The sequence below is a fragment of the Neobacillus terrae genome (genome assembly GCF_011393025.1).
Lineage (GTDB): Bacteria > Bacillota > Bacilli > Bacillales > Cytobacillaceae > Neobacillus_A > Neobacillus_A terrae.
On sequence record NZ_JAAOEO010000022.1, the window covers coordinates 45147 to 58895 of the forward strand.

Genomic DNA, 13749 nt, shown 5'->3' on the forward strand with positions numbered 1-13749 from the left:
TTATCAAAAATCTGACCGTTCAGTCAATAATCAAAACATATAATAAGAAGCAATTTCTTTAATATATTTTTCAAAAGCTGATAATTCCTTAAAATTCGAGAGCATCCCTTTTATTACAGGAATTCTTGGAGCATCCATGCGTACCTCTTCACCAAGAACATCAAGAGATATTTCAAGTGATTCCTTGTTATCCATTCCTTCCAGCTCATTACGCATTTGGGCGAGCACTTCATCAATATTAAAGGATTTATGAAGGAGCTTTGCTTTCTCAAGAATTTTGTTAACCTTTTGTTCATTAAGGAAGGATTGGTCAAAATCCCTCACCATACTGTCCATCCTCTTCATCAAAAAGTGTGTGAGTTCTTCCAGGTCAAGATCAGCCTGATCAATAAGCATCAGTCTCATATAAGAATGAAAGAGCCCCTCTAAAATCATGGAGAGGTCGATAGCAAATGGCTCTGCTTTCTTGCCGTAAACAGATACTAACCCCTTCCTATAAAGAAGCTGAATCTCATGATGTTTTTTAAACATCAGCTTTTTTATATCTTCGTTCCTTGGTATGGCCTGTTCTTTAGAAAGCATTATAAAAAACTCTTTATGCTCAATAAAAGTGCCATAAACGGCAGAAAGCTGCTTTTCAAATTTTTCCCGTGGAGGTATATCCTTTGCGTCATACAATGAGATATTGGAAAAAATAGTATCAAAATTATATTTCATAATAGCGAGCAATAAATCTTCTTTCGATTTGAAGTGCAGATAAAATGCACCTTTGGATATCCCGCTCTCTGTAGCAATTTCCTGTATAGAGGTAGAGGAAAATCCTTTTCGGGCAAAGAGCTTCAAACCTGCTAAAACAATAGCTATTTCCTTCTCCGGCAACTTAAAACCTCCATTACCCTGATAATAATTAACTAATTAAAACGGCTGTTGAATGACTAGTCACTTTAATATTGACCACTCAGTCAATATTAGATTGTTTCACAAATATTGTCAACTAAAATTGAAAAAAAAGGAGCATTTCTGCTCCTTAAGTGCTTATCACTTTTAAAGTTTGCTGGCAAATTCGTTTAACTGCTTTGCCATCTCCCTAATCTCCTCGATAAAAGTAGAGGTTTGAGATATAGATTCAGCCTGCCTTTTCCCTATATCCGCGATTTTTTCTATGGATTTCCCCATTAAATTGGTTGCTTCTTTTATTTGGCTCATTGTTTCATTAATCTTTTGAGTAGAGGCAACCGTTTCCTTGGAGAACTTACGAATTTCGTTTGCTACTACCTCAAATCCCCTTCCTTTTTCCCCAGCCCGTGCAGCCTCTATGGCGGCATTTAATCCCAGTAGATTTGTCTGATCCGCAACACGTTTAATTATTGAAAGGACTTCAGTTGATTGCTTAATATTTTCATCCGCCTGATGGGATTGGTGAAGCAGTTCCTGTGAAAAATCAGCAAGTGAATTGGATCCAACCGCGATGCTGTTTATTTGCGTATTCGCCTGCATTAGAGAAGCGGATATTTGATCCGCGATGTTCCGTAACTCTGTTTGTTTTCGGACCTGGACTGCTATTCCCCCAATTACTTCTCCGTTTTGGCCATGCAGAGGTACCGCTGTCCCCGTAAACTCGAAACCATAAAAATCAGCAGGTACATCTGCCTTTAACGCCTTATGCGTTCTTAGAACCTGAGAAAGCGGTTCATCCTTATTTAATTTTTGGCCAATCTCAATTTTTAAATTAATGTTATCACCAGGAAAATAAGCAATAAACTTTTCCATGTCACAAATAGCGATGGATAAGTCAACCGGTACCGCCACTTTTATAATGGGTATTAAAGATATTAGATTATCTAATGAATTAATATTGTTTAACACGAGGCCAACTCTCCATCCCGATATAAATGATTCTTCCAATTATATCGGTTATTGTTAGGAAAAATGAATACTGCCGATTTGGCAAAAAAATATCTATACGCTAAAATAATCCTATTAAACGGATGGAAAAGGCGATGGAGTTTCTCATTCAGGATCGAAACGTAATGACTCCTGCCAAAAATACCCGGCAGGAGTTTTTTAGAGGACAGGTGAAACTATTGAGGTATTTCTTAGTGGGGCTTGCGGGAATAATCGGAGCTCTTTTGCGTTATTTAATCAGCTTTTACTCCCCTCACTGGTGGGTCTATGATTTTCCAATGGCTACCTTTTTAATAAACATGCTTGGCTGCTTTATCCTTGGCTGGTTTACTACCTTTTTGCCGAAAATAAAATCTCTGCACCCTTATTTAATCACAGCTTTAGGTACCGGAATGATCGGTTCCTTTACTACCTTTTCAACCTTTAGCGTGGAAACAGTAGATTTAATCACTGATTCTAAATGGGGCATTGCTATTTTATATGTACTAGTAAGTCTATGGGGCGGACTATTCTTTTCCTGGGCAGGCTATCGAACGGGGTTGACAAGCAAGATTGGCAGGGTGAGTGAAGAATGATCTTTAATCTATCTTTGGTTGCTATTGGAGGTTTTTTGGGTGCAATGTCTCGTTTTGGTGTCAGTAATTTTATCAAAAGTACATTCCCTTCAGTGTTTCCCATCGCAACCCTTACAGTAAATTTATTAGGCTCCTTTTTACTTGGTCTATGTATAGGAGCGAGTCTGGATAATTCCTGGAGACTATTGCTGGGTACGGGCTTTTTAGGAGCTTTTACTACTTTCTCAACTTTTAAATTAGAAAATATACAATTACATTCTAAAAGAAAATGGAATATAATCATACCCTATCTGATTATCAGCTATACCTTTGGTATACTGCTTGCATTTTTGGGAATAAAATTGGGCGGCATATAAAATCAAAAAGTGGTGAACTTTTAAAGTTCACCACCTTTTATTTATTTCACTATAGCATCATTCTGTGTAAGATGATAGGATTCTCCGGATACCTTGATATTAAATGGTTCACCTGTGAGAAGTTCAATTTTGGCCTGTGTTTTTGATTTGGTCACACGAAGCTTCCTTCCTCTATAATGAAGCGGGAAGGAATAGCCTTCCCATTGAGCAGGAAGAATTGGCTCCAGAGAAAGCCCTTCTTCTTTAATCCGCAGACCTGCAAATCCAAAGATAATAGCCATCCAGGTTCCGCCCATGTTTGCCATATGAAGGCCATCCTTTGTATTGCCATGTGTGTTGTCCAAATCAAGACGGGCAGTTTCAATGAAATAGTCATATGCTTTTTCCCCATACCCATGCTTGGCGGCCATGATACTAAACACACACGAAGACAGGGACGAGTCATGAGTAGTTATTTTTTCATAATAATCATAGGAATTTTTCATTGTTTCTGTTGCTTGTTCTTCCTCCAGCAGGAAATGTGCTAACACCGTATCTGCCTGTTTGCACACCTGGTACCGGTATAAGGTTAATGGATGATAGTGAAGCAATAAAGGAAATTTATCTTCTGGCGTTGATGGAAGATCCCAAACATCCTTGTTCAAAAATGAATCATCCTGCGGGTTAATCATTAGTGTCTCATCATACGGAAGATACATTTGTTTTGCCGCTTGTTCCCATACTGCCGTTTCCTGGAGCTCCAGTACAAGCCTAGTGCTTAATTCTGCTAACCGTTCCGGCTCCATTGTCTGTAAAAGATTATAGGCTTTTACGGCCCATCTTAAATTATGCTTGGCCATGGCGTTTGTATAGTAATTGTTATTCACAATACAGGTGTATTCATCTGGACCTGTAACAGCGTCAATCCGGAATTGGCCATCCTTGAAATGACCGGCTTCAATCCATATCCTGGCTGTCTCAAATAAGACCTCTGCACCGTATTCCTTCAAAAATTCCATATCTCCTGTGACCATAAAGTATTGAATAAAGCTATAGGCAATATCTGCACTGATATGATACTGGGCAGAGCCTGAAGGAAAATAAGAAGAACATTCAGTACCGGAAATTGTCCGCCAAGGATAGAGTGCTCCTTTAGAATGTCCCATTATTTTCGCATGGTTTCTTGCACCATCCAGGATGGAATAACGATAAATAAGCAATTTTTTCGCTATTTCCGGATTTGACATTAAAAATACTGGTAACATATAAATTTCGGTATCCCAGAAGTAATGCCCTTCATAGCCTTCTCCTGAAAGTCCTTTGGCAGCAATATTGGATACCTGGTCACGCCCGGCTGATTGGAGAAGGTGGTATAAATTAAAACGAATACCTTCCTGAAGGCTGGTGTCACCCTGGATTTCAATATCAGTATCATTCCAGAACTGCTGAAGATACTCTTCCTGCTGTCTAAGTGCTTCCTCAAAACCTGCTTCGGATAGAAGAGAATGGATGCCTTCAACCTTCTCAGATAAATCATCTCCATGCCGGAGAGTATCTACAAATACACTCTTTTTCTCTAAAATTACTTTTTCGGTTAACCTGCCTGAAAAAAAACTTTGAATCATTCCGCTTTTTATATGATCCTCACGTTTGTAATCCTGGCTTACCTTATATGTGGCTCCACATGCAGCCTTTAGCTTAGACTCAAGGGTTTCTACTTCTACAAATGAAATATCCCTCTGCTGTACCTCATTAACTCTGAGGCGTTTTGCATGCCCGGAAGAGATTCTTGGATCATCTTTGTCAGTAAAATTAGAAACATCTCCATTTACCGTGGAAACAATGGTTATTTCATCATTATAATTGACTGGTTCAACAATTAACTTCTGAATAAAAAGCTCCTTATGAGTGAAGGGAACGAGTCGAAGAAACTTAATTTTTATTTCCTTTCCTTTCGGCGAACGCCAATGTACGTTCCTTTCGGAATACCCTTTATCCAAATAAAGGGAACGGTTATAAGAAAGGACATCTCCCTCAAACATGGAGAATTTTTCATCGCCCAAAAGAATAGTAATCGTTTGTGCATCAATCACATTTAATAACTTTTGTTGAGTTTCCGGAAAACCATATAGCTTTTCTCCATATTCGATCGGCACGATATCATGAAAAGCATTTATATAGGTTCCGCGGATAGATGAATATGTGTCCGGGAGACCTTCTTCGAAATTCCCCCGCACTCCGAGATAACCATTTCCGGTGAAAAACAAACTTTCTTCATTTAAAAGTTGTTTTTCCTGTAAGGATTCTGAGCTGATTTTCCAAGACATTGCTTTACACCTCTATTTATTATTCTTTCACACCGCCGCTTGTTAACCCTGAAACAATTTGTTTTTGGAAGAAGAGAACGATTATGAGAGTTGGTATTGTAACAATCGCGGTAGCCGCAGATACCTCACCCCATAGGATTTCAAATTGTGTCCTTAGGAAAGAGATAGCGACCGGAACCGTATGGTATTCGGAATTAGTATTCAGTGTTATGGAAAGCAGGAATTCATTCCAAGCGGCAATGAAGGTAATGATTGCAACCGTAAACACACCCGGTGCAGCTAAAGGAAAGATTACCTTATAAAGTGTTTGGAACGTGGTAGCTCCGTCAATTTTTGCCGATTCCTCAAGTGCTAAAGGAATCTGGTTGAAATGTGTTACCAATATCCATACCGCCATCGGAAGAGTAATCGTAGAATAAGGCAAGACAATTGCATATGAATTTAACCAGTCTAGTTTTAAGAATAGATTGTATACAGGACCGGTCATAATCATTTGCGGAAACATTGAAACAGCAAGGATTAAGCCAAGCAGAATATTTTTCCCTTTAAAGTGAAAACGTGAAATCGCGTAAGCTGAAAAAGTAGCAACAATGACAACATATATGGTAGTTGTGGTTGCAACAATAAAGCTGTTTGTAATAGAATTTAAGATGTTTTTTTCAAACAGGATTGTTATATAGTTTTTCAAGGTCGGATCTTTTGGAATGACCCGGAAGGCACCGGTTCCAAAGATTTCTCCAGAGGTTTTAAAGGAGGTAATGAAGACCCAGAAAAACGGAAATACCATGGCAAATAAGTAAAACGCAACGAACACTCCGAAGGTAATCCACAATTTCCGTTTAGATGTTTGCATATTTTTCCCTCCTTTAATTTTTCTCCATGAGATTGGCACCCAGGAATTTTACGAACAAAATAGCAATAATTGCAACGCATATGAACATCATCATAACAATAATAGAACCATATCCAAAATTTGTTTGTCCGAACATTACCTTATAAGCATAAATGGATAATGTTTCGGTATCTCCTCCAGGTCCGCCACCGGTAAGTACATAAATAAGATCAAATACTCGGAAGGCATCAAGAGTTCGGAACAATAGCGCAACCAGAATAGACGGTTTTAACAATGGCAATGTGATCTTGAAGAAAGACTGGATTTTGCCTGCACCATCAATGGAACCTGCTTCATACAGTGAACTCGGGATATTTTGAAGGCCGGCTAGCAGAAGCAAAGCCATATATGGAGTTGTTTTCCACACATCCGATAAAATACTGGAAGCCATTGCGCCTGGACCGCTCAATAATAGATCCTGAGACTGTTTAACAAGCCCTACATTTTCAAAAAAGTGGGCAACAATTCCACTGCTTCCATTGTAAAGATAACTCCACATAAGTGCTGCGACAGCCGTCGGTATAGCCCAGGGGATTAGCGAGGTAGTTCTGACGATCCCTTGACCAAACATTGCTTTATTTAAAATAAGGGCTAATCCAATACCAAGAACAAGTTCAATAAATACTGATACAACTGTAAAAAGAGTAGTATTCCGAAGTGCGATTCCTACCCTGTCATCATGAAAAATCTTATTATAGCCTTTAAATCCAATGAAGTTGGAAGGAATAATACTGTTTTGAATATCGTCGACCAGAGCAGGAAGGTCATCCTTGTGGATAAGTGTATACTTTCCGTTTAACGCTTCAACAAGGTTTTTGGCATCATGGTGAAGGTTAACTAGGTCAGCCCTTTGGTCACGGCTGATCTTAATAACACCTTTTTCATTAGCGAATTGTTTTCCAACAGATTTGAGCCTTGCATTTACTGACTTTACTTTCTTTTGATCTGCCGGGTCCTTCACGTTTGGCAAATCTTCATCAAGGAACATGGTTACATATAGCTGAGTTTCTTTGTATAAATTGACATTAAACCGTTCGTTGAAGTAAAGACCGGCTTTTTGCTGATCATTTAAGCGGTAATCAAAGAAGGTATACGTTAAGGATTGAAATACCGGCCATAATGAAAAGATGCCAATTAAAACAATAGTTGGAACGATGAACAGCCATTCTTTAAAACCCATTTTCCACATTACATTCACCCTTTCATGGCTGTAATTTCTTTCAATGCAGAACAATATGTTTCATAGAAAAAGGCTCTAATGGATGATTAGAGCCTTCTCTGTTATCAAAGTAAGAGCTTGGCACCGAACTTACAGCCTACAAGTGCTTAGCTTTTTCATTAAGGCTCTCTTCGTAAACTTTGTTGATTATTAAAGCAAAAATAGGCTCGCTTTCCGCGGGCAAGCCGCGAGCCTCCTCGGTCGTAAACGACCTGCGGGGTCTCGCCTGGCTCGCTTTTCCCCCAGGAGTCTCGCCTATTTTCGCCTACAGTTTCTTCAATTTGCAACAATCTTTCAGAAAAGAGCCTTGATTAATTACTCGCCTTTACCTGCAGTTTCAACTGCTTTAACAGCTTCATCAAGTCCTGTTCCAGAACTTAAGTATTTATGTGCGTTTACTTGTATTGTATCCGATACCTTTGAATATTCAGGAGATACTGGACGTGCAATAGTAGTAGTAAGCGCTTTTTGGAAACCAGGATAAGAAAGCATTTCGTTTTTAGCTTTTACTTCGGCATTGTCTAACAGAGCATTAAATCCTGGCAGGTATCCGCCTTCTGTAGACATGATTTTTTGTCCTTCTTGGCCAGCGGCAAATTTAACAAAATCCCATGCTCCATCAACATTCTTAGAGTTTTTATTCAAGCTTAGAAGCCATCCGCCTACAGAACCTCCATTTGGAAGTGGTGCAATGCCAACTTGATCGGTTTTGATTTTAACCCCATCTTCCTGTCCTTTGATACGTCCGAATGCATAAGGCCAGTTACGAGAGAACACTGCATTGCCTTGTTCAAAGTTGGTATGAGTTTCCCCTTCCATGAAGTTCAGGATATCCTTCGGAGAGAAAGGAGCTTTTGTAAATTTGTACATTGTTTCAAGTCCGCCTTTAACATCCTGGTAGGATTTAGAGAACTCAGTAACGTTTACAGTAAGACCCTCATATTGTTTTGACTGGTAAACAAATCCGTATTTGGTGTTGTTTTTGCCAGTATATTTTTGAGCCATTGCATAAAGATCATCATAAGTATATTGGCCGCTTTCAAGCTTGGAAGCATCCTCTGGGCTTACGATGTCCTTACGGAAGTACAGAAGTCCTAAGTCAGGGAAGAAAGGAAGTGTATATTGCTTTCCTTTATAATTACCAGAAGCCATAGAACCGGCATTGAAATCAGTCTTCTTATAGCCTGCTTCGTTCATTTTTACGTCGATTGGCTCAAGGTATCCAGCACCGGCAAATTCTCCTGCCCAAACTACGTCCAAAGATAAAATATCATATTCTTTAGAACCACTGGATAGAGAGTTTAATAGCTGATCATGCATTTGAGCTGAATCGTTAGTCATTTGTGTCCATTCAACTTTGTACTTGTCTTGCTTTGCATTGTAGGCATCAATTAATTTCTGTGTTGCTGGTGTATTATCATTCTGTGCTGCAAATTTTAAAACGATTGGTGTGCCGCTTGACTTATCGCCACCGGCTGGTTTTGCTTTTTCCTTGGTGCCTCCGCTGCTGTTACTGCTGCATCCTGCTAAAGCAATGCTTGCTGCGAAGGAAAGCGTTAACATTTTTAACATCCAATTCTTCTTTTTCATTAATTTATAACCCCCTTAAGGTATATACTTGAATTGTAAATACAAGTAAATTACAATTATATTAAAATTCCATAGTTTTTAATAAAATTATAAGGTGAAGTAAATATGAATCCAAACCAATCGATTATTCAAGGTTATTTTGAAGCCCGCCTGGAAAATAAACAAAATTACTTTGCCCATCCATCCTATTCACTTGAACAGCAGCTTATGGATTGCATTGGCCGGTGCGATGAAGAAGAAGCGAAAAAAGTACTGGATCAAATCAATTCGACTGAAAGGGCAAAGCTGGCAGATGATCCGATCAGATCTCTAAAGAATTCGCTTATTTGCTCGTGTACTCTCTTTACTCGTTCCATTATTAAGGGGGGAGTTTTTCCGGATGACGCCTTTAGTTTAAGTGATGTTTATATTCGAAGGATCGAAAAAATGAAAACGTTTGCAGAAATAACAGCACTTGAATATGAAATGGTATCTTCCTTTATTGATTCGCTAAAAAGTTCCAAACGGCCATACTACAATTATGTAGTCAATAAAGCTATTACTTTTATAAATCAAGAAATAATCGGTGATTTATCATTAGAAAAGATAGCTGAATCTGCAGGTGTGCATCCCGGGTATCTGTCAAAGGTATTTAAGGAGTCCGTTGGGGTAACCATTTCGGAATATATAAATCGTAAAAGAATGGAAGAATCAAAGTATTTTCTTCTCCATTCAAAATTATCCCTGAGCGATATTGCGCATTTGTTCAAGTATTGCAACCAAAGCTATTACACATCACTGTTCAAGAAATACATTGGTGTAACACCTAAGGAGTTCCGCAATATACAGGGCGGGAATAGTCATATTCCTCTTGAAAAAGAAAAAAGCATCCATCGCTGAATGCTTTTTCTTTTGTTAATTTTAGGAATGAATCTCTTTTACCCGTCCAACCTGCCCATCAGTAAGGCGGACCTTAATACCGTGGGGATGAGATGGCGATTTGGTGAGAATATCTTTTACAATACCCCTTGTAAGCTTACCTGTTTTTTGGTCTGCTTTTAAAACAATATCGACAGTCAATCCAGGTAACACGTCTTTTCTACTCTGTCCGTTCATTAGACACCCATTTTTCTGCGTGTATTGCTTGGTTTTTTCGTTTGCTGGCTTTTCATTTTTTTGGTTGAAAGGTCCGCATTCGCAATTCCTTTATCAGCTGTAGCCTGGTTCTTTTTGTTTTGAAGCTGCTGCTTCATGGCTTCCTGCAGGCTGATTTTCTTTTTTGCCGCTTCCGGCTGTTTATTCTCAGTCATTTCGGCTCCTCCTTTTTGGCATATCGTTGTTAATCAAGTATAATCTATTTTCGTTAATTTGAAAAATAGACTTTTTTGAAACTCCCTAATGGTTGATTAAAAATATAATGGGCAGTTCCTTTTATACATTTCCTGATAGTATTACATGAAAGAAAGAGACGCAGTGTTACTTTTCATTTATGATCAGTTTGAATTCATCGCTTTCTTTTGTTTCCCCCGTTTAAACTGCTGATACATCAGGATTTTTCCATTTTTAATCAAACGTTTGATTAAATTAATTTGAACCGCAATCATTAGTTGCTGTTTCGTCCTATTATAAGTTCTTCCCTCTAATGAAGTAATGGTACTAACGGGAGAAAAGAGGGAGGCTATATGCAGACTATATAATTTCCTGACAGATTTCTCTAAAGTTGCACCCTGCTTTTCATTTCTCCTAATTAAAATGGACATAATGGAGAACAATAAGGACTAAATAAGCTTGATAGGAGTGGTGTCCAGTGAAAACTTTCATTTATTTGATCTCTATATTTATTTATATCTTGTCCAATTGTGATTCTGTTGAGGCCTCTAGGAAAAGCCGGCAAGAATATGAGAAAACAGGACATGTTATATGGGATATTAAAACAAATGAAAAAATGGTGGCGTTAACCTTTGATGATGGACCAAATCCTGTATACACTCCTCAAATTTTAGACCTCTTGGCACGTTACAATGCAAAGGCGACCTTTTTTGTTATTGGCTCTGAGGCAGATAGAAATCCGTCCATTATAAAACGGGAATATCGAGAGGGGCACGAAATTGCCCTTCACACGTATCATCATGTTTACAATTTTCATTCCAATAAAGCGGAGTTTAAATATGAATTAAAAAAAGAAGCTAATACGATTAAACGTATAACAGGCGGCTATAACCCCTCCCTTTACCGGCCCGTCGCCGGGCGCATTAATGATTTCATCGTACAAAATTCTATAAAGAACGGCTATACCGTTATTATGTGGTCATGGCACCAGGACACCAGGGATTGGGAATCACCGGGTACGAACATAATTATTAACCAGGTCATTTCAAACACAAGACCTGGTGATATTATCATATTTCATGATTCTGGCGGCGAGCGGAAACAAACTGTTAAAGCTTTAAAGAAAATCTTAGAATTCTATAATAAAACCGGATATAAATGTGTAACCGTTTCAGAAATGTTATTTCGCTCAAAATCCATCATCCCACAATAAAACCAACCCCTACGAAAGGGTGCTTTAGTTTACGTTGTTATTATGGGGCTGTAATAGTTAGGGGATACCCAATTGAAAAATTACAGTTTATTATTTCAGACCAACTGGGGGTCAAAATGGGAGAATATCAGCTTAAGCATCATTCAAAAATGACTTTAAAGCCGATTCGCTTGACTGGTGAACCTGACGATGGAAATTGAAGATGGATTTGCGATTGAAATCAGTGACAAAGCTGCAATGACACTTCAAACAGACGGTGTCATCTATATTCAGAACTGTTTATATGGAGGGCGGATCGCCTAACGCAGCCAGACACTTAAACAGAACGTATCGAGCAGGTTTCCGCTAAATCATATGACAGAAATGCACTTATCACTGCGACAATCCCCTTCCTCATTAATGCCTCTTTGAGCACATTAAGATATTCACCCACTGACTCAGAGGCCTAATTGACAAATCACCAAGAGTGGGTAACGTTTTTTCACAATTGACTAAACATCATACTTTTAAAAAAATATTAATGATTATTAATAATGAGCCGGAAGAACATTATCGTAAAGTCAGTTATGATGTATGATTCGTTCGTTAAGACTTAAGGGTCCGTTAGGCTAAACTTCCATCTTTCGGGTATGATAGAACTTATAAGTATTAAAACAAAACAACTGTCAGGATGGCCCTGACAGCTGCCAAAATAATTATTGTTCTTTTTTCGTACGGCTGTCGACAATTCTCCCTAGAAAGAAACCGTCGATTTCTCTTAACTTCCCTCTCCAGAGAATTTCCCCTTGTGATGGTGTTGGTTTACTGTCACCGCAGTAAACCTTTGTATTCTTCATATGGATAAAATATGCTTCCGAGTCATTTGATGCTGCTGCATTTCCTGCTTTTGAAAGCTCCTCGCTTAAATTTTGCGCCACTTCATCGCCTTCTCCAAATAGGTCACTCAAAATGCCAAAATACTCCTTAGCAGATATCATCGTTCCTGTAATTACTGCACCTTTTACATTTAAAGTAATATCTAAGGAAAAGTCATGCTTATTAGCCGCCTGTACAAAAAATTCTAAAATAGTGTCTTTCGTACCCTGCTCAATACCCATTTTTTATTGTTCCTTTCTTAATCCATCAAGATGAAGATAGGTTTCCTCATCACTTGATAGTACAGTGTAACTTTTCTCGTTTTCGTCCTTATCCGACTTCTTTGGATTTGTTGTATTACTAGTCTGATTTTGCTTTTTTGTTTTTTCATTTTGTTTACCATCAGTTCCAGCCAGTTCATTTTTATTTTTGTCTTGTTCTTCAGTCTCTTCCTCTTCTTTATCTTCCTTGTCTTCCATTGGAGGCTTCTCCTGAGCAGTCTCTCCCTGTTCGCCATTTTCCGAGGTTTCATCTGAAGCTACTTCTGCTTCGCTATCTTGCTCGTCTTCTTTTGGAGTTACCTCCTTTCCGCCTTCTTCAGCGCCTTCTTCAGCGCCTACTTCTGCCACTTCTCCTTGGCCTTCCTCCTCGTCTTTCTCCGATGCCTCTTCCTCCTGACCTTCTTCCTCGTCTTCTTCTGGAGTTACTCGCTCTTGGCTTTCTTCTGCCACTTCTTCCTTGTCATCTTCCTTTTCTTCTTCTGAAACTACTTCTGCTCCGCTATCTTGCTCGTCTTCTTCTGGAGATACTTCCTCTTGGCTTTCTTCCGCGCCTTCTTTTGCCACTTCTCCTTGGCCTTTCTCCTCGTCTATCTCCGTAGCCTCTTCCTCCTGACCGTCTTCCTCGTCTTCTTCTGAAATTTCTATTTGGCTGCCTTGCTGATCCCTATTAATATCTTCTTGTTGACTTTCTCCCTGGTAATCTTCCGAACCATTTTCCTCTTGATCTTTTTCAATATTTTCATCCTGCCCGTCTTGTTTATGAGTTAGCTTTGTCAGCTTGTCTTCCAATTGAGCCAAGCGCTCTTTTAAATCTTTATTTTCTTTTACTAAGGAATCATAATCCTTATTGGCTGATTCTTCCTGGATAGTATTTTCGAGTCTGGTTTCGTCCTCGGTATTTTCCATTTCGTCATTAGAATAATTTTCCGTTAATGTTTCACTGTCATTTTTTAACAGCTTGCCTGCTGTGGTCTTTATGGTATCCATAGCTTTTAAGGACTTCTCTTTTGCAGCACTGCCCAATTCAATACCTTTGTTTTTTATTTTTCCGCCATCTATATTCTTAATAAGTTTTTTACCATTCTCAGGAGTTGCAAGATATCCGACTGTTGCACCAATTACGCCACCTGCAATAGAACGCTTTATCGCACTGGCATTAAGGCTGTTTTCATTTTGCTTTGTATTTTTCTGATTATTATTTTCCTCTGTTAGATTAGTCTTTTTAGTTTCTGCCATTGTAAAAACCTCC

15 protein-coding genes are annotated in these 13749 nt (G+C 38.7%); 5 read left to right on the forward strand and 10 right to left on the reverse strand.

Annotated features, from left to right (window positions below; genetic code table 11):
• Positions 1-30: 30 nt before the first annotated feature.
• Both G8761_RS21905 and G8761_RS27940 read right to left on the reverse strand, forming a co-directional pair.
• Complete coding sequence (locus G8761_RS21905; RefSeq protein WP_166030082.1) at positions 31-879, reverse strand: TetR/AcrR family transcriptional regulator; 849 nt, start codon at positions 877-879, stop codon at positions 31-33.
• Between the two features lie 165 nt (positions 880-1044).
• Positions 1045-1866, reverse strand: coding sequence for a methyl-accepting chemotaxis protein (locus G8761_RS27940; protein WP_338001015.1), 822 nt, complete (start codon positions 1864-1866; stop codon positions 1045-1047).
• Between the two features lie 164 nt (positions 1867-2030).
• Between G8761_RS27940 and crcB (G8761_RS21915) the strand changes: the two genes are divergently transcribed.
• Positions 2031-2480, forward strand: a complete 450-nt coding sequence (gene crcB, locus G8761_RS21915) for a fluoride efflux transporter CrcB (protein WP_166030118.1) — start codon at positions 2031-2033, stop codon at positions 2478-2480.
• Entirely contained in the window at positions 2477-2836 is a 360-nt protein-coding gene (gene crcB / locus G8761_RS21920) for a fluoride efflux transporter CrcB (RefSeq protein ID WP_166030083.1), read from the forward strand. The genes crcB (G8761_RS21915) and crcB (G8761_RS21920) overlap by 4 nt, the downstream gene beginning before the upstream one ends.
• A gap of 41 nt (positions 2837-2877) precedes the next feature.
• On the opposite strand, the gene G8761_RS21925 is transcribed toward crcB (G8761_RS21920), so the two are convergent.
• The 4 genes from G8761_RS21925 to G8761_RS21940 form a co-directional block, all read right to left on the reverse strand.
• A complete protein-coding gene (locus G8761_RS21925; protein ID WP_166030084.1) occupies positions 2878-5142 on the reverse strand; it encodes a glycoside hydrolase family 65 protein in 2265 nt (754 codons plus the stop codon).
• Between the two features lie 19 nt (positions 5143-5161).
• Positions 5162-5995: a carbohydrate ABC transporter permease gene (locus tag G8761_RS21930; protein WP_166030085.1), complete on the reverse strand. Its 834-nt coding sequence runs from the start codon at positions 5993-5995 to the stop codon at positions 5162-5164.
• Positions 5996-6008: 13 nt separating this feature from the next.
• Positions 6009-7223, reverse strand: coding sequence for a carbohydrate ABC transporter permease (locus G8761_RS21935; protein WP_166030086.1), 1215 nt, complete (start codon positions 7221-7223; stop codon positions 6009-6011).
• Between the two features lie 345 nt (positions 7224-7568).
• Positions 7569-8843, reverse strand: a complete 1275-nt coding sequence (locus tag G8761_RS21940) for an extracellular solute-binding protein (RefSeq protein WP_166030087.1) — start codon at positions 8841-8843, stop codon at positions 7569-7571.
• A gap of 105 nt (positions 8844-8948) precedes the next feature.
• On the opposite strand from G8761_RS21940, the gene G8761_RS21945 reads away from it, so the two are divergent.
• Complete coding sequence (locus G8761_RS21945) at positions 8949-9722, forward strand: AraC family transcriptional regulator (RefSeq protein ID WP_166030088.1); 774 nt, start codon at positions 8949-8951, stop codon at positions 9720-9722.
• Between the two features lie 21 nt (positions 9723-9743).
• Here G8761_RS21945 and G8761_RS21950 read toward each other — a convergent pair whose 3' ends face one another.
• Positions 9744-9938 carry a YwbE family protein gene (locus G8761_RS21950; RefSeq protein ID WP_166030089.1) on the reverse strand — a complete coding sequence of 65 codons (195 nt, stop codon included), beginning with the start codon at positions 9936-9938 and terminating at the stop codon, positions 9744-9746.
• Positions 9938-10132, reverse strand: a complete 195-nt coding sequence (locus G8761_RS21955) for a hypothetical protein (protein ID WP_166030090.1) — start codon at positions 10130-10132, stop codon at positions 9938-9940. Before G8761_RS21955 ends, G8761_RS21950 begins: the two co-directional genes overlap by 1 nt.
• A gap of 497 nt (positions 10133-10629) precedes the next feature.
• On the opposite strand from G8761_RS21955, the gene G8761_RS21960 reads away from it, so the two are divergent.
• Positions 10630-11364, forward strand: coding sequence for a polysaccharide deacetylase family protein (locus tag G8761_RS21960; protein ID WP_338001016.1), 735 nt, complete (start codon positions 10630-10632; stop codon positions 11362-11364).
• A gap of 189 nt (positions 11365-11553) precedes the next feature.
• Complete coding sequence (locus G8761_RS28285) at positions 11554-11667, forward strand: acyl carrier protein (protein WP_476638937.1); 114 nt, start codon at positions 11554-11556, stop codon at positions 11665-11667.
• Between the two features lie 392 nt (positions 11668-12059).
• On the opposite strand, the gene gvpU is transcribed toward G8761_RS28285, so the two are convergent.
• Together gvpU and gvpT are read right to left on the reverse strand one after the other, a co-directional pair.
• Entirely contained in the window at positions 12060-12461 is a 402-nt protein-coding gene (gene gvpU, locus G8761_RS21965) for a gas vesicle accessory protein GvpU (protein ID WP_166030091.1), read from the reverse strand.
• A 3-nt stretch (positions 12462-12464) separates the two neighbouring features.
• On the reverse strand, positions 12465-13736 hold the full coding sequence (gene gvpT, locus G8761_RS21970) for a YtxH domain-containing protein (RefSeq protein ID WP_166030092.1): 1272 nt from the start codon (positions 13734-13736) through the stop codon (positions 12465-12467).
• Between the last annotated feature and the right edge of the window lie 13 nt (positions 13737-13749).

Excerpts from the sequence above, each read along its gene's own strand:
- crcB (WP_166030118.1), top strand. The coding sequence starts at position 2,031 with ATGACTCCTGCCAAAAATACCCGGCAGGAGTTTTTTAGAGGACAGGTG.
- crcB (WP_166030083.1), top strand. The coding sequence starts at position 2,477 with ATGATCTTTAATCTATCTTTGGTTGCTATTGGAGGTTTTTTGGGTGCA.
- G8761_RS21925 (WP_166030084.1), bottom strand. The coding sequence starts at position 5,142 with ATGTCTTGGAAAATCAGCTCAGAATCCTTACAGGAAAAACAACTTTTA.
- G8761_RS21930 (WP_166030085.1), bottom strand. The coding sequence starts at position 5,995 with ATGCAAACATCTAAACGGAAATTGTGGATTACCTTCGGAGTGTTCGTT.
- G8761_RS21935 (WP_166030086.1), bottom strand. The coding sequence starts at position 7,223 with ATGTGGAAAATGGGTTTTAAAGAATGGCTGTTCATCGTTCCAACTATT.
- G8761_RS21940 (WP_166030087.1), bottom strand. The coding sequence starts at position 8,843 with ATGAAAAAGAAGAATTGGATGTTAAAAATGTTAACGCTTTCCTTCGCA.
- G8761_RS21945 (WP_166030088.1), top strand. The coding sequence starts at position 8,949 with ATGAATCCAAACCAATCGATTATTCAAGGTTATTTTGAAGCCCGCCTG.
- G8761_RS21950 (WP_166030089.1), bottom strand. The coding sequence starts at position 9,938 with ATGAACGGACAGAGTAGAAAAGACGTGTTACCTGGATTGACTGTCGAT.
- G8761_RS21955 (WP_166030090.1), bottom strand. The coding sequence starts at position 10,132 with ATGACTGAGAATAAACAGCCGGAAGCGGCAAAAAAGAAAATCAGCCTG.
- G8761_RS28285 (WP_476638937.1), top strand. The coding sequence starts at position 11,554 with ATGGAAATTGAAGATGGATTTGCGATTGAAATCAGTGACAAAGCTGCA.
- gvpU (WP_166030091.1), bottom strand. The coding sequence starts at position 12,461 with ATGGGTATTGAGCAGGGTACGAAAGACACTATTTTAGAATTTTTTGTA.
- gvpT (WP_166030092.1), bottom strand. The coding sequence starts at position 13,736 with ATGGCAGAAACTAAAAAGACTAATCTAACAGAGGAAAATAATAATCAG.